This window comes from Streptomyces sp. NBC_01016 (assembly GCF_026341035.1).
In the GTDB taxonomy this organism is placed as follows: Bacteria; Actinomycetota; Actinomycetes; order Streptomycetales; family Streptomycetaceae; genus Streptomyces.
The window spans coordinates 3,397,461-3,415,644 of the sequence record NZ_JAPEOQ010000002.1 but is presented as its reverse complement, the minus strand read 5'-3'; the positions used below and the strand labels follow the sequence as shown (position 1 = coordinate 3,415,644).

The 18,184-nt window shown below is 71.2% G+C and carries 16 protein-coding genes; 7 read left to right on the top strand and 9 right to left on the bottom strand.

Annotated features, from left to right (window positions below):
- Positions 1-84 precede the first annotated feature (84 nt).
- Both gudD and kdgD read right to left on the bottom strand, forming a co-directional pair.
- On the bottom strand, positions 85-1,434 hold the full coding sequence (gene gudD / locus OG746_RS42260) for a glucarate dehydratase (protein WP_266724454.1): 1,350 nt from the start codon (positions 1,432-1,434) through the stop codon (positions 85-87).
- Positions 1,435-1,524: 90 nt separating this feature from the next.
- Positions 1,525-2,457 (bottom strand): 5-dehydro-4-deoxyglucarate dehydratase, encoded by a 933-nt coding sequence (gene kdgD / locus OG746_RS42255; protein ID WP_266724453.1) that lies wholly within the window; start codon positions 2,455-2,457, stop codon positions 1,525-1,527.
- Positions 2,458-2,767: 310 nt separating this feature from the next.
- Here kdgD and OG746_RS42250 point away from each other — a divergent pair, with 310 nt between their 5' ends.
- Positions 2,768-3,367 carry a TetR/AcrR family transcriptional regulator gene (locus OG746_RS42250; protein ID WP_266724452.1) on the top strand — a complete coding sequence of 200 codons (600 nt, stop codon included), beginning with the start codon at positions 2,768-2,770 and terminating at the stop codon, positions 3,365-3,367.
- A gap of 55 nt (positions 3,368-3,422) precedes the next feature.
- Positions 3,423-5,783 carry an MFS transporter gene (locus OG746_RS42245; RefSeq protein ID WP_266724450.1) on the top strand — a complete coding sequence of 787 codons (2,361 nt, stop codon included), beginning with the start codon at positions 3,423-3,425 and terminating at the stop codon, positions 5,781-5,783.
- A 114-nt stretch (positions 5,784-5,897) separates the two neighbouring features.
- Here the strand turns inward: OG746_RS42245 and OG746_RS42240 are convergent, their stop codons facing one another.
- Both OG746_RS42240 and OG746_RS42235 read right to left on the bottom strand, forming a co-directional pair.
- A complete protein-coding gene (locus OG746_RS42240) occupies positions 5,898-6,443 on the bottom strand; it encodes an SET domain-containing protein (RefSeq protein ID WP_266724448.1) in 546 nt (181 codons plus the stop codon).
- A gap of 40 nt (positions 6,444-6,483) precedes the next feature.
- The gene (locus tag OG746_RS42235; protein WP_266724446.1) at positions 6,484-7,383 is read right to left on the bottom strand and encodes a LysR family transcriptional regulator; all 900 of its coding nucleotides are present in this window, start codon (positions 7,381-7,383) and stop codon (positions 6,484-6,486) included.
- A 160-nt stretch (positions 7,384-7,543) separates the two neighbouring features.
- On the opposite strand from OG746_RS42235, the gene OG746_RS42230 reads away from it, so the two are divergent.
- From OG746_RS42230 to OG746_RS42220, 3 genes are read left to right on the top strand one after another with little or no spacing between them, the layout of a single operon-like run.
- Complete coding sequence (locus tag OG746_RS42230) at positions 7,544-8,974, top strand: M20 family metallopeptidase (protein ID WP_266724445.1); 1,431 nt, start codon at positions 7,544-7,546, stop codon at positions 8,972-8,974.
- Positions 8,971-10,260 carry an MFS transporter gene (locus OG746_RS42225; RefSeq protein ID WP_266724444.1) on the top strand — a complete coding sequence of 430 codons (1,290 nt, stop codon included), beginning with the start codon at positions 8,971-8,973 and terminating at the stop codon, positions 10,258-10,260. Before OG746_RS42230 ends, OG746_RS42225 begins: the two co-directional genes overlap by 4 nt.
- Positions 10,261-10,311: 51 nt before the next feature.
- Complete coding sequence (locus OG746_RS42220) at positions 10,312-11,319, top strand: 1-aminocyclopropane-1-carboxylate deaminase (RefSeq protein WP_266724442.1); 1,008 nt, start codon at positions 10,312-10,314, stop codon at positions 11,317-11,319.
- On the opposite strand, the gene OG746_RS42215 is transcribed toward OG746_RS42220, so the two are convergent.
- The gene (locus OG746_RS42215) at positions 11,298-12,191 is read right to left on the bottom strand and encodes an NAD(P)H-binding protein (protein ID WP_266725743.1); all 894 of its coding nucleotides are present in this window, start codon (positions 12,189-12,191) and stop codon (positions 11,298-11,300) included. The two genes, OG746_RS42220 and OG746_RS42215, sit on opposite strands and share 22 nt — an antisense overlap.
- Positions 12,192-12,241: 50 nt before the next feature.
- Entirely contained in the window at positions 12,242-14,158 is a 1,917-nt protein-coding gene (locus OG746_RS42210; RefSeq protein WP_266724441.1) for an alkyl/aryl-sulfatase, read from the bottom strand.
- 197 nt (positions 14,159-14,355) lie between these two features.
- On the opposite strand from OG746_RS42210, the gene OG746_RS42205 reads away from it, so the two are divergent.
- Positions 14,356-14,904, top strand: a complete 549-nt coding sequence (locus tag OG746_RS42205; RefSeq protein ID WP_266724439.1) for a sugar O-acetyltransferase — start codon at positions 14,356-14,358, stop codon at positions 14,902-14,904.
- A gap of 33 nt (positions 14,905-14,937) precedes the next feature.
- On the opposite strand, the gene OG746_RS42200 is transcribed toward OG746_RS42205, so the two are convergent.
- From OG746_RS42200 to OG746_RS42190, 3 genes are all read right to left on the bottom strand, one after another.
- On the bottom strand, positions 14,938-15,363 hold the full coding sequence (locus OG746_RS42200; protein WP_266724437.1) for a nitroreductase/quinone reductase family protein: 426 nt from the start codon (positions 15,361-15,363) through the stop codon (positions 14,938-14,940).
- A 193-nt stretch (positions 15,364-15,556) separates the two neighbouring features.
- Positions 15,557-16,894 carry a diaminopimelate decarboxylase gene (gene lysA, locus OG746_RS42195; RefSeq protein ID WP_266724436.1) on the bottom strand — a complete coding sequence of 446 codons (1,338 nt, stop codon included), beginning with the start codon at positions 16,892-16,894 and terminating at the stop codon, positions 15,557-15,559.
- Positions 16,895-16,911: 17 nt separating this feature from the next.
- Positions 16,912-17,304, bottom strand: a complete 393-nt coding sequence (locus tag OG746_RS42190; RefSeq protein ID WP_266724434.1) for an SAV_915 family protein — start codon at positions 17,302-17,304, stop codon at positions 16,912-16,914.
- 285 nt (positions 17,305-17,589) lie between these two features.
- On the opposite strand from OG746_RS42190, the gene OG746_RS42185 reads away from it, so the two are divergent.
- On the top strand, positions 17,590-18,156 hold the full coding sequence (locus tag OG746_RS42185; RefSeq protein ID WP_266724432.1) for a universal stress protein: 567 nt from the start codon (positions 17,590-17,592) through the stop codon (positions 18,154-18,156).
- Positions 18,157-18,184: the final 28 nt, after the last annotated feature.

Below are 18,184 nucleotides of genomic sequence, written 5' to 3'. Positions count from 1 at the left end.
CTGAAGTCAGGGCATGCGAGGGCTCGGTGCGGCGTCACGGACGGACGCCGCACCGGCAAAAAGAGAGGCGCGAGCGGAGAAGGCTCAGCGCACCAGCGCGGGGCGCTTGGCGTCGAAGGTCCAGCCGGGGACCAGGTACTGCATACCGGCGGCGTCGTCCCGGCTGCCGAGGCCGAGGGAGAGGTAGCGCTGGTGGGCCGCCTCGATCTGCTCCATGTCCAACTCGACGCCCAGGCCCGGGCGTTCGGGCAGGGCGATGGCGCCGCCCTCGATGGGCAGCGGCTCACGGGTCAGGCGCTGGCCGTCCTGCCAGATCCAGTGGGTGTCGATGGCGGTGATGTCACCGGGCGCCGCGGCGGCGACGTGCGTGAACATCGCCAGCGATACGTCGAAGTGGTTGTTGGAGTGCGAGCCCCAGGTCAGACCCCAGGCGTCGCAGAGCTGCGCGACACGCACCGAACCGTTCATGGTCCAGAAGTGCGGGTCGGCCAGCGGGATGTCGACCGCGTCGGCCTTGATGGCGTGGCCCAACTGCCGCCAGTCCGTGGCGATCATGTTGGTGGCGGTCTTGAGGCCGGTGGCGCGGCGGAACTCGGCCATCACCTCACGGCCCGAGTAGCCGCCCTCGGCGCCGCACGGGTCCTCGGCGTACGCGAGCACGTCACGCAGCGAACGGCCGATCTCGATGGCCTCGTCGAGCAGCCAGCCGCCGTTGGGGTCGAGGGTGATGCGGGCCTCGGGGAACCGTTCGGCGAGCGCGGTGACGGCCTCGGCCTCGGCGCGCCCGTCGAGCACACCGCCCTTGAGCTTGAAGTCCTGGAACCCGTACCGCTCCTGGGCCGCCTCGGCGAGCGCGACGACCGCCTCGGGGGTGAGCGCCTCCTCGCTGCGCAGCCGCTCCCAGGCGTCCTTGGCGTCGGACTCGTCGCGGTACGGGAGGTCGGTGCGGCGGCGGTCACCGACGTAGAAGAGGTAGCCGAGGACGGGGACGGACGTCCGCTGCACGCCCTCGCCGAGGAGCGCCGCGACCGGCACGTTCAGGTACTGGCCGAGCAGGTCGAGCAGTGCGGCCTCGACGGCGGTGACCGCGTGCACGGTGACGCGCAGGTCGAAGGTCTGCGCGCCGCGGCCGCCCGCGTCCCGGTCGCCGAACCGCTCGCGTATCGCGCGCAGCACCGCCTGCGGGTCACCGACGGGCCGGCCGACGACGAGGTCGGTGGCGTCTTCGAGGGTGCCGCGGATGGGCTCGCCGCCGGGGACCTCGCCCACACCGGTGCGGCCGTCGGAGTCGGTGAGGATCACCAGGTTGCGGGTGAAGTACGGGGCGTGGGCGCCGCTCAGGTTCAGCAGCATGCTGTCCTGGCCCGCGACCGGGACGACCCGCATCGAGGCGACGACGGGGGTGGCGGCGGTTGGAACGACCTTGGTGCTCATGGACGGTGAGACCTTTCGCGTGCGGCTCGCAGGCGGATGAGGGGACCTACGGAAGGGGCGGGCAGTGCATGGGTCGCGCGTGGTGTGCTCTCAGAGGTCGATCCCCCTGATCAGCGCGGTGAGCGCGTCGAGTTCGTCCGGTTCGAGGTCGGTCAGCGGCGGCCGGACCGGGCCCGTGGGGTGGCCGGTGACGGTGAGTCCCGCCTTGACGATGCTGACCGCGTACCCGCTCTTGCGGTTGCGGATCTCCGTGTACGGAAGGACGAACTCCCGGAGCTTGCGCAGCACTTCGTCGTGGCGGCGGGCGCGGACGTCCGCGTAGAAGGAGAGCGCGAACTCCGGGACGAAGTTGAAGATGGCCGACGAGTAGGTGGTGACACCGAGTTCGAGGTAGGGCAGGGCGAAGGTCTCAGCGGTCGGCAGGCCGCCGATGTAGGTGAGGCGGTCGCCGAGCTTCGTGTAGATGCGGGTCATGGCGTCGATGTCACCGACGCCGTCCTTGAAGCCGATCAGGTTCGGGCAGCACTCGGCGACGCGGGCCACGGTGTCGGCGCGGTACACGGCGTTCGCGCGGCTGTAGATGATGACACCGAGGTTCGTCGCCTTGCAGACCGCCTCGACGTGCGCGGCGAGTCCGTCCTGCGGGGCCTCGGTGAGGTACGGCGGGAAGAGCAGGATGCCGTCGGCGCCCGCGCTCTCGGCGGCCTTCGCCATCTCGACGGCGGTGGCGGTGCCGTAGCCGACCGGGGCCAGGATCGGCGTGCCCTCGGGTGCGGCGGCCACGGCGGCGGCGACGACACGCCCGACCTCGGGCACGGTCAGCGAGAAGAACTCGCCGGTGCCGCCGGCCGCGAAGAGCCCGGCCACCTCGTACGCTCCCAGGCGGCCGATGTGCTCCCGAAAGGCCTCCTCGTCGAAGTCGAGGGCGGCGGGGTGGTCCTCGCCCCGGAAGTGGGTCACGGGGAAGGACAGCAGGCCAGAGCCGAGGCGTCGACCGAGGCCGGCGGGCGTGTAGGCGGTCATAGCGGTGGTGCTCCCGAACTGAGGTGTGCGACAGACGTACCAGGAGGCGGGCCGACTCCCGTATGGCCTGCGTCACTGGTCTGGCGTGACGCTATGAGCTGGGGCTGATGCGCGTCCAACACCGATTTCGCATCTTGCGATGCACATTCGGAATCATTGCGGCGGCGGTCCGGACCAACCCCACAGCGAAACGTTTGCGTTTCGATGACGGGAGGGCGTACCTTTTAGCGGTACGAAACCGTTTCGGATCGCTTATCCGCGCACGACAGACCGCGAGCGGATCCGCGCACCACCATCAGGCAAGGAATCCATGGGGCTGCCCGAACCCCTCACCCGCAGAAAGCGGCGCACCCGGCTCACCCCCGAGCGGGAGCGCGAGCTCTACGGACGCACCCTCGACCTCGTACGCGACGTCGGCTACGAGACGATGACGCTCGACGCCGTCGCCGCGGAGTCGCGGTGCAGCAAGGCCACGCTCTACCGGCAGTGGGGCAGCAAGCCACGCCTGGTGTCCGAGGCGCTGCGCGAGATGCGGCCGTTCTCCCTGGAGGACCTCGACACCGGGTCCCTGAGGGGCGATCTGCACGCGCTCGCGCAGCGGATCGGCGAGGCCCGCAAGGACCTCGACCTCGTACGCGGCATCTCGCTGGCCATCCGCAAGGACGCGGAGCTCGCGGACGCCGTGCACGAGGCGCTCGTCCAGCCCGAGCTCGACCTGTTCGAGGCGATGCTCGCGCGGGCCGCGGAGCGCGGCGAGATCGACCGCTCCGCGCCCGCCTGCGGTTTCCTTCCGCACATGTTCGTCGGCTCCGTCTTCTCCCGGCCGCTCCTCGAGCGGCAGGCGGCCGACACCGAATATCTCCAGCGCTACGTGGACACCGTCGTCCTCCCCTTGCTGCTGAACGCCTGACCGCCTCCGGCCCCTCCCGGCCTCCGGCTCCCGACAGACCTCGAAGGACCACGCAATGCCCACCCCGCTCGACGCGCCCGAGCGTCCGGCCGCGGCCTCGTCCGCACAGCCGCCGGGCGCCCCGGCCGCGCACCACGTGCCCCACCGCTGGTGGGTGCTGGCCGTCATCGGCCTCGCCCAGCTGATGGTGGTGCTCGACGCCACCATCGTGAACATCGCCCTGCCGTCCGCCCAGGCGGACCTCGGCTTCTCCGACGACGGCCGCCAGTGGGTCGTCACCGCCTACTCGCTCGCCTTCGGCAGCCTCCTGCTGCTCGGCGGCAAGCTGTCCGACCTCTTCGGACGCAAGAACACGCTGATCATCGGCCTCATAGGGTTCGCGGGCTCGTCCGCCCTCGCCGGTGCCGCCACCGGCTTCTCGATGCTCGTCGCGGGCCGCGCCCTGCAGGGTGTGTTCGGCGCGATCCTCGCGCCGACCGCGATGGCACTGCTCACGACGACGTTCACCGAGCCGAAGGAGCGCGCCCGCGCGTTCGGCATCTTCGGTGCGATCGCCGGTTCCGGTGGTGCCATCGGCATGCTGCTCGGCGGCTTCCTCACCGAGCACCTCGACTGGCGCTGGACGCTCTACGTCAACCTGGTCATCGCCGCGGTCGCGGTCGTCGGCGCGGTCATCTTCGTCCGCAAGCCCGCTCCCGGCCCGCGCCCCAAGCTCGACCTGCTGGGCACGCTGCTCGTCGCGGCGGGTCTCTTCAGCATCGTCTTCGGCTTCTCCAACGCCGAGACGCACAGCTGGGGCAACTGGATGTGCTGGGTCTTCCTGGCCGCGGGCGTCGTGCTGCTCGCGCTCTTCATCGTGTGGCAGACCCGGGCCAAGCACCCGCTGCTGCCGATGCGCGTCCTGGCCGACCGCAACCGTGCCGCGTCCTACGTGAGCGTGTTCATCACCGGTGCGGGCATGTTCGGGATCTTCCTGTTCCTGACCTACTACCTGCAGATCATCCTCGGCAAGAGCCCGATGGAGACCGGCGTCGCGTTCCTGCCGATGATCCTTTCGCTGATGGTGACGGCGCAGGTCGCCACCATGGCGCTGGTTCCGAAGCTCGGCCCCAAGCCGGTCGTCCCGGTCGGCATGGGTCTCACCGCGGGCGGCCTGGTCTGGCTCACCGCGCTCGACGTGACCAGCAGCTACGCCTCGCACGTGCTGCCGCCGCTGATCATGATCGGTGTCGGTATCGGTCTCGTGATGCCGCCCGCGATGAGCCTCGCCACCCTCGGGGTCGACCCGAAGGACCAGGGCGTCGCCGCCGCAACCGTCAACACCATGCAGCAGGTCGGCGGTTCGATCGGTACGGCGCTGTTCAGCACCATGGCCGCGACGGCCGCCTCGAACTACATCGCCGACCACGGTGCCTCGAAGCTCGACCAGGCCGAGGCCGCCGTGCACAGCTACGCGACCGCGTACTGGTGGGCCGCCGGGTTCTTCGTGGCCGGTCTCATCGTCTCGGTGCTGCTGTACCGTGCGGGCCGTCCGCTGGCCCACGCGCAGCAGAAGGTCGAGTCGACGTCCGAGGCGGCCGAGGTCGCCGAGTCCGTGGCCTCCGCCGCTCCCGTCACTCCCGTCGCCACCGCCTTCGCGGTGGAGGGGCCGGGCGTGCACGGCCGGATCCTCGACGCTCAGGGTGCTCCCCTGACGGGCGCCGTGGTCACCCTGATCGACCGCACCGGAGCCCAGATCGGCCGCGGCGCCGCCGCCTCCGACGGCAGCTACGCGGTGTCGGCCCCGTCCGGCGACGGCGACGGTTACGTCCTCGTCGGCTCGGCGCCCGGCCGTGACCCGCGGGTCGCCACGCTCGCGCTCCGCGCGGACGGACCGGTCAGCTTCGACCTCGTCCTCAGCGGCGACGGCGGCCTCTACGGCACCGTACGGTCCGAGTCCGACTCGGCTCCCGTCATCGGCGCGCTCGTCATCACCACCGACGAGCGCGGTGAGACCGTCGGCTCGGCGCTCACCGACACGGACGGCGGCTACTCGCTGCCGCAGCTGCCGCCCGGCGCCTACACGTTCACGGCCAGCGCGGAGGGCTTCCAGCCCTTCGCGGGTCAGGCCCAGGTCGCGGGCGGCACCGCCACCCGGCAGGACGCCGTACTGCGCTCCGCCGCGACCCTGACCGGCACGGTCCGTGGCACCGGCGGCTCCCCGGTGAACGACGCCCGCGTCACGCTCCTCGACCAGGCGGGCAACGTCGTCGCGGTGCACACCACGGGCGACGACGGCGCGTACGCCTTCGCCGGCCTGTCCGGCGCCACGTACACGGTGATCGCCAGCGGCTACCCGCCGGTGTCGAAGCCGGTCACGGTGGCGGGCAGCGGCAACCCGAGCGACCTCGACGTCGCGCTCGGCCACGGGGACTGACGGTCCCCGACGACTGAGTGAGCACACCGCCGCGGGCGGGGCAGCTGTCTGCCCCGCCCGCGGCGCTTTGCCAGGTGCACGTCTTGCCGAGGGGGGCGATGCGATATGTGCCGGTCATGACCGCGACGCCTCGGCGATCCGGTCCAGGACGGCCGGAACCCAGTGATCGCCGTACCGCTCCTGCAACTCCGGCAGCCGCCAGTCGCTTCCGGTGACGGTCCCCCGGCAGCCGTTCCTCGCGCCGCACGCACACGCCAGGACGAACCGCGGGTCCCAGGTACTGGTGGCGTAGTCGCTGGTCAGTTCCTCGTCCGGCGCGATGTCGCGACGGGCGACGAGGGTGTACGGGCCGTCCCACCACAGGTTCGGATCGCAGCTGTGGTTGCTGTAGCCGATGGACTGTTCGCTGCGGGGCGGGAGGACCAGGTGGCTCGTGTCGGCGACGGCGATCGTGTCGACGTACGGGCGTTCCGGGTGGCGGACGGCGTCGTCGAGGAGGGCGCGCAGTTCCGCGTCGGAGACCAGGCGACCGCCCAGCCGGGCCACGGTTGTTCCGGTCGTGATGGGTGTCCGTGCGAACAGGCCCGAGCCTCCTACGGGAGACGGGCGGACCTCGATGCCCGGGTGTTCCCATGAGTGTGGTGCGGGTCTACGTGTCATGGGGTCATCGTCACCCGTCGACCGCAGGGACCCAACACCCTCACACCGCCCGATGCCCCAGCGCATCGATGACCCGGTCCATGAAATCCGCCGCGGCGGGCGGGAGTTCGCGGCCGGCGCGGCATTGGACCTGGAGGGTGCGCTGGCGGAATTCCTTTTCTTCCAGGGGGACGGCGGCCAGTGCGCGGCGGTCGGACGGGCCCAGGGTGACGCGGCTGGCCAGGGTGACCGCGCTGCTGGCGCGCACGAAGCGCAGGAGGGCGTCCACTGTCGTGCATTCGAAGACGCCCTCCACCGTGAGCTGGTGGGCCGCCGCCGAGGCCTCCAGGAGCAGCCGGCTCGTGGTGTCGGTCGAGGGCAGGGCCACCGGGTGCCGGACGAGGTCGCGGACCGAGACGGCCTGCTTGTCCGCGAGGGGGTGCCCCCTGCGGACGATCGCGCACAGCGGGGCCTCCTGCGTGTAACGGATCGACACACCCGCCGGCAGCGCGATGTTGAACGTGACGCCGAAGTCGGCGATGCCCTCCGCCACCATCTGGGTCGCCTCCGTCGGCCGCGCCACGTGCAGGATGACGCGGGCCTCCGGGTGCGCCGCGTGGAAGCCTGCCGCGACGTCGGGCAGCAGATGGTGGGTGACACCGATCGTGGCGGCGACGGTGATGACCGCCCTCGTCGTCCGGCGCTGATGCACCTCGTCGGTGAACGCCTCGGCGTCCTGGATCGCCCGCCGCGCGAAGCCCGCGAACGCGCGCCCGGCCGGGGTGGCGATGACACCGCTGGGCAGGCGGTCGAAGAGCGGGGCGCCCACCTCCCTTTCCAGCCGGGCGAGTTGGCGACTCACGGCGGAGCCCGCGACGAAGAGACGGCGTGCCGCCGCGTTCACCGATCCCGTCTCGAAGACGGCGATGAAGTACTTCAGGGCCGGGTCGACCAGTGGCATCGGATTTCCACCCTCGCGTTCTCTCCGCAGGCGCTTTTCGTATACATGCCGTGCCGGTTTGCGTTGCCGCAACGGCAACGCACGCGTTCCCATATTGTCACCGACGGACGTCCTACCACCCCTTGTTGGCCCCTTCCGTGCGGTGCCACCGTCGTGGCCCATGAGCAGACAGGACGCGATCGACAGCGCCGCACACCACTTCGACTCCGGGACGTTCAGGGAAGAACTCACCCGCCTCGTCGCGGTCCCCACCGAGAGCCACGACCCGCGCCAGGAACCCGAGCTGCGCCGCTACTTGGCCGAGGAGGTGGCGCCCCGCCTCGACCGCATGGGGTTCGCCGTCGACATCGCGGAGAACCCCGTCTCCGCGCGCCACCCGTTCCTGGTCGCCCGCCGCACCGAGGCCGAGGGCCTGCCCACGCTCCTCACCTACGGCCACGCGGACGTGCAGCCGGGACACCCCGACCGGTGGCGCACCGGGCTGGATCCCTGGCGGCTCACCGTCGAGGGCGAGCGCTGGTACGGGCGCGGGGTCGCCGACAACAAGGGGCAGCACCTGGTCAATCTCGTCGCCCTGGAGCATGTCATCGGGCAGCGGCAGGGGTCGCTCGGCTACAACGTCGTGTTTCTGCTGGAGACCGGTGAGGAGTTCGGGTCCCCCGGCCTCGCCGAGTTCTGCGAGCAGGAGCGCGGCCGGCTGCTGGCCGCGGACCTGCTCATCGGCTCCGACGGCCCGCGCGTCGCGACGGACCGCCCCACCGTCTTCCTCGGCTCCCGCGGCGCCGTGAACTTCACGCTCTCCCTGGAGCTGCGCGAGGGTTCCCACCACTCCGGCAACCTGGGCGGGCTGCTGCGCAACCCCGGTACCGTGCTGGCCAACGCGATCGCCTGCCTCGTGGACGACCGCGGCAGCATCCGCGTCGAGGGCCTGCGCCCCGCTGGGATCCCCGACGAGGTGCGCCGGGCCCTCGCGGACATCCCCGCCGGCACCGACGGGCCCTCCCCCGATCCCGGCTGGGGCGAGCCGGGTCTCACCCCGAACGAGCGCCTCTTCGCCTGGAACACCATCGAGGTCCTGGCCATGACCACGGGCCAGCCGGACAGCCCCACCAACGCCATCCCGGGCACCGCCCGCGCCCACTGCCAGCTCCGCTTCGTCGTCGGCCTGGAGGCGTCCGACGTGGAGGGCGCGCTGCGCAAGCACCTCGACGAGCACGGCTTCGACATGGTCGACGTCACCGCCGACTACGGCATGGAGGCGACCCGGCTCGACCCGGACAACCCCTGGGTGCGCTGGACGCTGGACTCGCTGGAGCGCACGACGGGCACGACGCCCGCGCTCCTGCCCAACCTCGCCGGCTCGCTGCCCAACTCCGCCTTCTCCCGCGGCCTCGGCCTGCCCACGGTGTGGGTTCCGCACTCCTACCCGGGCTGCTCCCAGCACGCCCCCGACGAGCATCTGCCCGCCCCGCTCGTCCGCGAGTCGCTCCAGGTGATGGCCGGCCTCTTCTGGGATCTCGCCGAACTCAGCGGGCTCGGCACCTGGCCCCCGCAGGTCCCGTCCAGCGACGACGACGGGACCACCCCGTGAGCGCGCCACCAGCGAGAACCACGGGACGGGCGGCCACCACACCGAGCCCAGGGAAGATCATCACCGCGGCGTGCGTCGGCAACGCCCTGGAGTGGTACGACATCGCGGTCTACAGCTACTTCGCGACGTACCTGTCGAAGGTCTTCTTCACCAACGACGACCCGGCCGTGTCCTTGCTCCTCACCCTGGGCACCTTCGGCGTCTCCTTCCTGATCCGGCCCGTGGGCGCTCTCGTGCTGGGTTCGTACGCCGACCGGGCCGGTCGAAAGGCCGCGCTGTCCTGGTCGATCGGGTTGATGGCACTGGGCACGCTGCTGATCTGCGTGATGCCGTCGTACGCGGCGATCGGCGCGGTCGCACCGATCGGCATCCTCCTCGCCCGCCTCATCCAGGGCTTCGCGGCGGGCGGCGAGTTCGGCAGCGCGACGGCACTGATGGTCGAGTTCATGCCGAACCGGCGCGGTTTCGCCGCCAGTTGGCAGTTCACCAGCCAGGCCGCCAGCACACTGCTCGCGGCCCTCCTCGGCACCGTGCTCACCTCGACCCTCAGCGAGGACCAGCTCACCTCATGGGGCTTCAGGATCCCGTTCCTCATCGGCCTGCTCGTGGCGCCCGTGGGCCTCTACATCCGCCGCAACGTGCCCGAACCACCCACCACCGCCCCGGAGTCCGAACCCGTCCGTGCGCCGGTGCGCACCATGCTGCGCGAGCACAAGGCCGGTGTGCTGCTCACCATCGGGCTGCTCGCCGTCACGACCTGCCTCAACTACCTGATCACGTACATCCCGACGTACGCGACGAAGACCCTGGGTCTCCCGGACTCCACGGGCTTCATCGCGGCGCTCGCCGGCGGTCTGGTGCTGCTCGCGGTGACGAGTGTGGCGGGCCACTTCTCCGACCGGGTGGGCCAGATCGCGATCATGATTCCGGCGGCGGGCGCGGTCCTGCTGCTGATCTACCCGATGTTCGCGCTCCTCGTGGCCTCGCCCTCGCTGGCCATGCTGATCGGCGTCGTCATGGTGATGGCGCTCTTCAAGGGCTGCTATTACGGACCCATGGGCGCACTCATGGCCGGCATCTTCCCGGCCGAGACCCGCGCGACCGGCATGGCGGTGGGCTACAACATCGGTGTCACCGTCTTCGGCGGCTTCACCCCGATGATCGCGGCCTGGCTGCTCGACACGACCGGGCAGTCCGCGGCCCCCAGCTACTGGGTGGCGTTCGCCGCCGTGGCGAGCCTGACCAGCCTGTTCGTGCTGCGCCGCCGCACCCTCCACTCCCGATGACCAGCCCCCGATGACCAGCGCCCGACGGGCCCGCCCACGCAAGGAGTCCCCATGCCCCTGAACGACTTCGAGCGCCACCCCCTCCTGTTCGGCCCCAGCCCCGTGCACCCCCTGGACCGGCTCAGCAAGCACCTCGGCGGCCCGCGCGTCTGGGCCAAGCGGGAGGACTGCAACGCCGGGCTCGCCTTCGGCGGCAACAAGACCCGCAAGCTGGAGTATCTGATCCCCGACGCGCTCGCCCAGGGCGCGGACACGCTCGTCAGCATCGGCGGCGTGCAGTCCAACCACACCCGGCAAGTGGCCGCGGTCGCCGCCAAGTTGGGCCTGAAGGCCGTACTGGTGCAGGAGAGCTGGGTGGACTGGCCTGACGCGGTCAACGACAAGGTCGGCAACATCCTGCTGTCCCGGATCATGGGCGCCGATGTACGCCTGGTCGAGGCCGGGTTCGGCATCGGCTTCAAGGACAGCTGGCAGCAGGCCCTGGAGGACGTACGCGCCGCGGGCGGCACCCCGTACGCGATTCCCGCCGGAGCCTCCGACCATCCGCTCGGCGGCCTCGGCTTCGCGAACTGGGCGTACGAAGTGGAGCAGCAGGAGAGCGAGTTGGGCGTCTTCTTCGACACGATCGTGGTGTGCAGCGTCACCGGCAGCACACACGCGGGCATGATCGCCGGGTTCGCGGGCCAGGACCGGCCGCGCCGGGTGATCGGCATCGACGCCTCGGCGAAGATCGACGAGACCCGCGCCCAGGTGGCGAAGATCGCCCGCAACACCGCCGAACTCATCGGCCTCGGACGGGAGTTGCGTGACGACGAGATCACCGTTCTGGAGGGCTGGGCCGGTGACCGCTACGGCATCCCGGTCGATTCCACCGTGGACGCGATCCGGCTGACCGGCGAACTGGAGGGCGTGATCCTCGACCCGGTGTACGAGGGCAAGTCGATGGCCGGGCTCATCGACCTCGTACACGGCGGGGACATCCCCAAGGACTCGAACGTCCTCTACGCCCATCTCGGCGGTCAGCCGGCCCTCAATGCCTACAGCGGCGCCTTCCACTGATCGGTGACCCACTCGCGGAACGTCCGCGCGGGCACCCCGAGGATGTCGGCCACCGTCGATGTCACGTACGCCGGGTGCCCTTCGCTCGCGCCCCACGCGTCGAGCAGCATGTCGACGACCGGCCGCGGCCAGACACCTTCGGTCGCGCGCCGGAACCCGTCCGGCGTCAACTCCTCGAACGGGACCGGGCGGCCGATGACGTCGCCGATCACGCGCACCTGCTCGGCGTGGGTGAGCGCCTCGGGGCCCGTGAGGACGTAGTCGCCGCCGGTGTGCCCGTCCTCGTACAGGGTGCGGGCCGCCACGGCGGCGAGGTCGCGCTCGTCGATCGGGGCGGTCTCCACGGCGGCGTAGGGCCATCGGACGGGTTCGCCCGCACTGATCGCCGGCTCCCACCACAGGCGCACGTTCGAGGCGAACATGCCGGGCCTGAGGATCGTGGAATCGAGCCCCGAGTCCGCGATCAGGCGCTCGATCCCGGAGTGCAGTTCGGCCATCGGGTTGGGCTGCTGGAAGAACGGGTGCGGTGTGCGGTGCGGCGAAGAGAGGAGGACGATCCTTCGCGTGTGGGCCGCGAACCGCTCGATGACAGCCCCTGCCGTGGCGGGCGGCGCCGTCCACAGGAGGAACACCGAGCGCACGCCGCGCAGCGCGCGGTCGAGCGAGGCGGGCTCGGCGAAGTCGCCCGCCACGACCTCGACCCCGTCCGGGAGGGCCGCGGCCGCGGGATCGCGCGTGAGCGCCCGCACGGGCACGCCCGCGGCCAGAAGTTCGTCGACCGCCGCCCGGCCGATCCGTCCGGTGGCTCCCGTCACGAGGACGGGGCGCGCCCTGTCCTGCTCTACGTCCGTCTGCTGCGCCTTGTCGATCATCACGGCAGACATCATAACGTAACCGAGTTACATTTTTTACTTGGTAAACCTCACGGCGTGACGATCGCGAAGTCCGGGTCGCCGGGGTCCAGCACCGAGGCGAGCCGGGCCAGCGCCGACACATCACCCTCGGCCTGGACACCCGCCCGCTCAAGGCCCTCCGATGTCAGACCGGTGACAGCGAGGCGCGCCAGTACCGGGGCCGTGGTGGTGAGGCTGACGTCGGCCGCGGTCCTCTGCGGTGCGGAGCTGTAGGTGAGCACCCCGTTGGCGAGGCGGACCCTGTAGCGCTCGTCGACGTCGGTGAGCAGGATGTCGACGGCGAGCTTCTCGTTCCACGCCTTGGGGCCGTCGACCTGGATGGCGAGGGCGTCGAACAGCCTGGTCGGAGAGAGATTCGCGATGAGGTCCGGCGACGCGGCGACCGCGGGCGTGCCGAACCGGCCTTCGCGCAGTTCGGTGGCGCCGGAGAGGAAGAAGTTGCGCCAGATGCCGTTCTCCGCGCCGTAACCGAGCTGTTCGAGGGTGTCGGCGAGCAGTGTTCGGGCGGCGGCGTGCCCGGGCTCCGCGAAGACGACGTGGCTGAGCACCTCGGCCGCCCAGCGAAAGTCCCCGGTGTCGAAGGAGCCGCGGGCCTTGGTCACGACGGCGTCGGCGCCGCCCATGAACTCGACGTAGCGCCTGCCGGCCTCGACGGGCGGGTGCTGCCACAGATGGGCCGGGTTGCCGTCGAACCAGCCCATGTAGCGCTGATAGATGGCCTTGACGTTGTGGCTGACGGAGCCGTAATAGCCGTGGGTGTTCCAGGCGTTCTCCAGGGCCGGGGGCAGTTCGAGGTGCTCGGCGATCTCGCTGCCGGTCCAGCCTTTGTTGATCAGGCGCAGGGACTGGTCGTGGAGGTAGCCGTACAGATCCCGCTGGGTCTCCAGGAAGGCGATGGCACGCTCCCGGCCCCAGGTCGGCCAGTGGTGCGAGGCGAACACGACGTCCGTCCCGTCGCCGAACAGGTCGATCGTCTCGGTGATCGCATGCGACCAGACATGCGGGTCACGCACCACGGCGCCGCGCAGGGTCAGCAGGTTGTGCAGCGTGTGAGTGGCGTCCTCCGCGGTGCACAGGGCCCTGAAGTCGGGGAAGTGGACGAGGAGTTCGGCCGGGGCCTCGGTGTCGGGCGCCATCTGGAAGACCATGCGCACCCCGTCGACGGTCTCCTCCTGACCCGTCGTGGTGATGGTCACGGTCGGCGGGATCAGGGTCACGGTGCCGGTCGAGTTGGTCTGGCCGAGCCCGGCGCCGACCTGCCCCTGCGGACCGCGCGCGAGCGCCGCCCCGAACATGTAGGCGGCGCGGCGGGCCATCGCGGTACCCGCGTACACGTTCTCGGCCACGGCGTGCTCGGTGAAGTCCTCCGGCGCGATCACGGGCACCCGCCCGGCGTCGACGTCCTCCTGCGTGGTGACACCCTTGACGCCGCCGAAGTGGTCGACGTGCGAGTGGGTGTAGAGGACGCCGGTGACCGGGCGCTCGCCGCGGTGCTCCCGGTACAGGGCGAGGGCCGCCGCCGCGGTCTCGGTCGAGATCAGCGGGTCGATCACGATCACACCGGTGGCACCCTCGACGAACGTGATGTTCGACAGGTCGAGACCGCGCACCTGATAGATGCCCTCGACGACCTCGAACAGGCCCTGCTGCGCGACGAGTTGGGACTGCCGCCACAGGCTGGGGTTCACCGTGTCGGGCGCCTCGGCCCCGAGGAAGGCGTACGTGTCGTTGTCCCAGACGACGGTGCCGTCCGCGGCCTCGACGGCGCTGGGCGTCCGCCGGGCGATGAGCCCCCGTGCGGCGTCCTCGAAGTCCTGGGTGTCCTCGAACGGGAGGCGCGAGCGCAGGTCCGCCTGGTTCCGGTTGATGATCGGCTGCGCGGGATGGGACGGGACCTTGGGTGACTCTTTGGGCGTTGAAGTCATATCGCCAGATTCGCACTCTTACGACTCGACCGTCAGGCCCGACCCGCATCCACATCGGTACGCCAACTACCCCCCGCCACACCCTCCCCAGGCGTACAACCAGCTGTTGTCCTTGCCCGCCAAGAACGTTGTTTGATCCGGGTATCCACCGCTCGCTTTGATGACTGCACCCAAGCCGTCCGTAGTGAGGAACCGTCATGCCCGAGCAGGATCGCGTCTACGTCCGCACACCCGAGTTCGCGCGCGTGGCCGAGCGCATCGAGTACGTCACCACGCTGACCTCACGGCTGAACGTCCTGCCCTTCGACGACAAGACCACACGCGCGGCGCTGCTCTCCGACATCATCGGCAGGCCGATGCCCGAGTCCGTCACCGTCTATCCGCCCTTCTACACGGACTACGGTCTGCGCATCGAGTTCGGCGAGCACGTCTTCGTGAACCAGAGCTGCACGTTCTTCGACCAGGGCGGGATCCGCCTGGGCGACGGCGTGCTGATCGGACCGAAGACCAACCTGATCTCCTCCAACCACCCGATCCGCGGGTCCGAGCGCCCCGAGTACTACACGCGGGCGCCCGTCACGATCGGGGACAACGCATGGCTCGGCGCGGCGGTGACGGTACTGCCCGGTGTCACGATCGGCCACGGCGCCGTGGTCGGCGCCGGCACCGTCGTCACCAAGGACGTACCACCGAACACACTGGTGACCGGCCCCGCGGCGGCCGAGCGCAAACACTGGGAGGACTGACCCCGGGGACACCCCCATGAGCCCCGGCCCGCTCTACGAGCGCCCGCCCCCCGTGACCGTGATGCGGAAGGCGGGGTGATCGGCCGGATCCGGCAGCGCGTCGAAGGTCTTGGCGACGTTCGGGAGCTTGCCGAACTCCTTCAGGTAGGCCGCCATGAGCTCCGGGAGCTCGGCCGGTCCGACCTCGACCGCCGTGAACTGCTCGACGCGGCCGCGCCGGGTGAGACGGCCCGACTTGCTGGCGCGCAGGTTGCGGGACCACTCGGTGTCGCCGTAGGCCGCCAGCAGGTACTCCGCACCCCCGTGGTCGAGCACGGCCACGGGGGTCGAGCGCCAGGCCCCTGTGGTGCGGCCGGGGACCGAGAGCAGGCTGACCACCTTGGGCTTGACCAGGCGCGCCATGCGTCCGCCGATGACACGCGCCGCCCAGGGCGGACGCAGATAGTTCCTGGTGGACATGGTGGGACCTCTTCTCCTCCGTCGGGGGCGCCGTGACGTCCCTTCCCTGCCCTCCAAGAGTAGGCACCCCCCCCTGCCGGTCCGGCTGATCCTGCTGAACCCGAAGACCGGACGGCCCGGGAATCAGCGCCGGCCGGCCGAGAGCCGAGACCGGCGAGGAGGCATGAGCGGCAGCAGCGACCGAGGCCCGGTTCTACAGGCCCACGTCGCGGCTGTGGATGTCCTCCAATGACTCGCGGCGTACGAGGAGTCGGGCGCGCCCGTCGTGGACGGCGACCACCGGTGGCCTGCCAACTGCGTTGTAGCCGGAGGCCATCGACAGGTGGTAGGCGCCGGCCACCGGCACGGCGATCAGGTCGCCCGCCCGTACGTCGTCGGCGAGCCGGGCGTCGGCGGCGAGCACGTCACCGGCCTCGCAGTGCCGGCCGACGACCGTGACAGGGGCGAGGTCCGCGCTGCCCCTGCGGCCGACCAGGCGCGGCGCGTAGCGCACCCCGTACAGCGCGGGCCGCGGGTTGTCGCTCATGCCGCCGTCGACGGCGACGAAGGTGCGGCCGCCGGTGTGCTTGACGGACACGACGCGGTACAGGGCGACCCCCGCGGGCCCCACGACGGCCCGGCCCGGTTCGATGATCAGACGCGGCACGGTGAGCCCGGCCGCCGCGCACGCCTCGGCCAGCTCGGCGCGGACCTTGCGGGCCAGGCGGGTGAGGTCCATGGCCGGTTCGCCGGGGCGGTAGGCGACGCCATGTCCGCCGCCGATGTCCAACTCGCGCAGCGTGAGCCCGTGTTGTTCCTTCAGGCGGGCCATCAGGCCCGCCATGCGGCGCACCGCCGCCAGATACGGTTTGACGTCGGTGATCTGGGAGCCCAAGTGGCAGTGCAGGCCGGTGAGTTCGAGCTGCGGCTGGTCGAGGATGCGGGCGATGGCGTGCTGGGCGTAGCCGTCGCTGATGGACAGCCCGAACTTCTGGTCCTCGGTACCGGTACGGATCTTGTCGTGGCCGCCCGCGCTGATGCCGGGGACCACGCGGACCATCACCTTCTGGTGGCCGTCGGGGCCGACCGCCGCGGCGATCCGGGCGATCTCGGACGGGCTGTCGATGACGATGCGGCCCACCCCGTACCAGAGGGCACGCTTCAGGTCGTGCGGCGTCTTGGCGTTGCCGTGCAGAACGATCCGGTCGGCGGGGAAACCCGCGGCGACCGCGAGTTCCAACTCACCGGCGGAGCACACGTCGAGGCCGAGACCCTCGTCCAGCACCCAGTGCGCCATGGCCCGGCACAGGAACGCCTTGGCCGCATAGTGGACCTCGGCCTCCGGGAAGGCGTCGCGGTAGGTGCGGCAGCGGCGGCGGACCTCGCCCTCGTCGAGTACGTACACAGGAGTGCCGTAGCGGCCCGCGACCTCCGCGAGCGACACACCGCCGACGGTCGCGTCGCCGGGGCGCGGTTCCGTGGTGGAGCTCGGCCACACCGACAGGTCCTCGGGAGTCGCGGTGGTGGTGACAGGTTCGTGAATGGTGGTCATCGTGTCGTCGCCCTTCCTCAGCCGATCCAGTACGACAGCGCCATGACGAGGGCGGCGATCCCGGCTCCCCGGAGCGTGCCTCTCGTGTGCAGGCTCCGTGTGTGGTGATTCGGACGCAAAACCGGTGCGGGAGCGGAGAGTTGCGGGTCCACCGTGACGGTGGCGGCGCCGAGCGGTGCGGTCATGTCGCGCAGGGCGGGCTCGGCCAGCCGGACCCACGGCTGGACGGCGCCGAGGGTGGCGGTCAGCGCACGCTCGGAGGTGAAGCCGACGGCCGTACGGTCACCGAGCGGGGTGCGGAACAGCCGGGCGGCGCACCCGAGCGGGCCCGGCCGGACGGGAACGTAGAGGGGCCCGGCCGGGAACCGTTCGGAGGGTTCCGGGTCCTCGTCGTTCACGGGTTGTGCCATGGGATGCCTCCTGGAGAGTCCGGGGATGGTGGCTCACCGAGGACGCTATGCCCGCTCTCCCCCACCCCCGGCACCGTCCTGACGGGACGCTGACGGTGATCGCGGCGATGCTGACGCGCTGCTGACGGGCGCCGCCCCGATGGTGGCCCGCAGCCGTCAGGAGTGCGCCAAGAAGCGACGGAACGGCTGGGCGCGGGCGACCGTACGAGGGTGGGATGGAGCAGGTGTCTACGAGAGAACCGCCGACGGGGCGCCGTACGGCGGTAGTTGACGGAGCGTGAAGCGATGACCGGTTCCGATGCGGCCCCGGCCCTGCCTGCCACCCGCGTCGTGGTGGGAGTGAACGGCACTCCGGGCAGCCGTGCCGCCCTGCGCCGGGCCGCCGACGAGGCCGGCCAGCGGCGGGCCGAACTCTGGGCGGTGCTCGCCTGGCAGCCACCCGGCGGAGAACTCCACGCGCGCCGGGCGCCCGCTGCCCCACTCCCGGGCCTCGACTGGGAGAACCTCGCCCGGACGACGCTCGTCACCGCCGTCCGCGAGGTGTTCCCCGGAGGGGCGGGCGTTCCCCTGCGGGCCGTTCTGGCCCGTGGCACACCCGGCAGGGCCCTGGCCATGACCGCGGACCGGGAGGACGACCTCCTGGTCGTCGGCGCCGGACACCGCGGCAGGCTCCACCGGGCGCTCCGCCCCTCGGTGAGCCGCTACTGCGTCGCGCACGCCGCCTGCCCGGTCCTCACCGTCCCGCCGCCCCCGCTGGAGGCCGACCTCGCGATGGCCCACCGCCGCAATGTGTGGCGACTGCGCCTGGACACACGGCACTTCACCCGGGAGACCACACCACCCGCGACGTGACGGCGGACGGGGCAGCGCCCCCCGAAGA

Excerpts from the sequence above, each read along its gene's own strand:
- OG746_RS42200 (WP_266724437.1), bottom strand. The coding sequence starts at position 15,363 with ATGTCCACCAGGAACTATCTGCGTCCGCCCTGGGCGGCGCGTGTCATC.
- OG746_RS42185 (WP_266724432.1), top strand. The coding sequence starts at position 17,590 with ATGACCGGTTCCGATGCGGCCCCGGCCCTGCCTGCCACCCGCGTCGTG.
- OG746_RS42215 (WP_266725743.1), bottom strand. The coding sequence starts at position 12,191 with ATGATCGACAAGGCGCAGCAGACGGACGTAGAGCAGGACAGGGCGCGC.
- OG746_RS42235 (WP_266724446.1), bottom strand. The coding sequence starts at position 7,383 with ATGCCACTGGTCGACCCGGCCCTGAAGTACTTCATCGCCGTCTTCGAG.
- OG746_RS42190 (WP_266724434.1), bottom strand. The coding sequence starts at position 17,304 with ATGGCACAACCCGTGAACGACGAGGACCCGGAACCCTCCGAACGGTTC.
- kdgD (WP_266724453.1), bottom strand. The coding sequence starts at position 2,457 with ATGACCGCCTACACGCCCGCCGGCCTCGGTCGACGCCTCGGCTCTGGC.
- OG746_RS42245 (WP_266724450.1), top strand. The coding sequence starts at position 3,423 with ATGCCCACCCCGCTCGACGCGCCCGAGCGTCCGGCCGCGGCCTCGTCC.
- OG746_RS42230 (WP_266724445.1), top strand. The coding sequence starts at position 7,544 with ATGAGCAGACAGGACGCGATCGACAGCGCCGCACACCACTTCGACTCC.
- OG746_RS42220 (WP_266724442.1), top strand. The coding sequence starts at position 10,312 with ATGCCCCTGAACGACTTCGAGCGCCACCCCCTCCTGTTCGGCCCCAGC.
- OG746_RS42250 (WP_266724452.1), top strand. The coding sequence starts at position 2,768 with ATGGGGCTGCCCGAACCCCTCACCCGCAGAAAGCGGCGCACCCGGCTC.
- gudD (WP_266724454.1), bottom strand. The coding sequence starts at position 1,434 with ATGAGCACCAAGGTCGTTCCAACCGCCGCCACCCCCGTCGTCGCCTCG.
- OG746_RS42240 (WP_266724448.1), bottom strand. The coding sequence starts at position 6,443 with ATGACACGTAGACCCGCACCACACTCATGGGAACACCCGGGCATCGAG.
- lysA (WP_266724436.1), bottom strand. The coding sequence starts at position 16,894 with ATGACCACCATTCACGAACCTGTCACCACCACCGCGACTCCCGAGGAC.
- OG746_RS42205 (WP_266724439.1), top strand. The coding sequence starts at position 14,356 with ATGCCCGAGCAGGATCGCGTCTACGTCCGCACACCCGAGTTCGCGCGC.
- OG746_RS42210 (WP_266724441.1), bottom strand. The coding sequence starts at position 14,158 with ATGACTTCAACGCCCAAAGAGTCACCCAAGGTCCCGTCCCATCCCGCG.